The sequence below is a fragment of the Mangrovimonas sp. TPBH4 genome, from assembly GCF_001280505.1.
Taxonomy (GTDB): Bacteria; Bacteroidota; Bacteroidia; order Flavobacteriales; family Flavobacteriaceae; genus Mangrovimonas_A.
In genome coordinates, this window is sequence record NZ_LBIO01000021.1 from 1 (window position 1) to 258 (window position 258).

The following is a 258-nucleotide window of genomic DNA, read 5'->3' on the forward strand; positions in this document are numbered from 1 at the left end:
GTAGTCTCAGGCAGACTCGAACTGCCGACCTCTACATTATCAGTGTAGCGCTCTAACCAGCTGAGCTATGAGACTGTTTGCAGACTCAAGACTTCTAGACTCAAGATTCAAGACCTAAAGTCTTGGCTCTCGCTTCTTGTCATCTTGTTTCCATGTTTTAAATTAACAGCAAAAGAACAGGCGCACCTTAAGCTCCTTCTTCCAGTTTCGTCGTCTTTCTCTAGAAAGGAGGTGTTCCAGCCGCACCTTCCGGTACGG

At 46.9% G+C, this 258-nt stretch carries 1 tRNA gene; it reads right to left on the bottom strand.

The features are described from left to right. Window position 1 precedes the first annotated feature (1 nt). Window positions 2–75, bottom strand: a tRNA-Ile gene (locus ZA05_RS00495). Window positions 76–258: the final 183 nt, after the last annotated feature.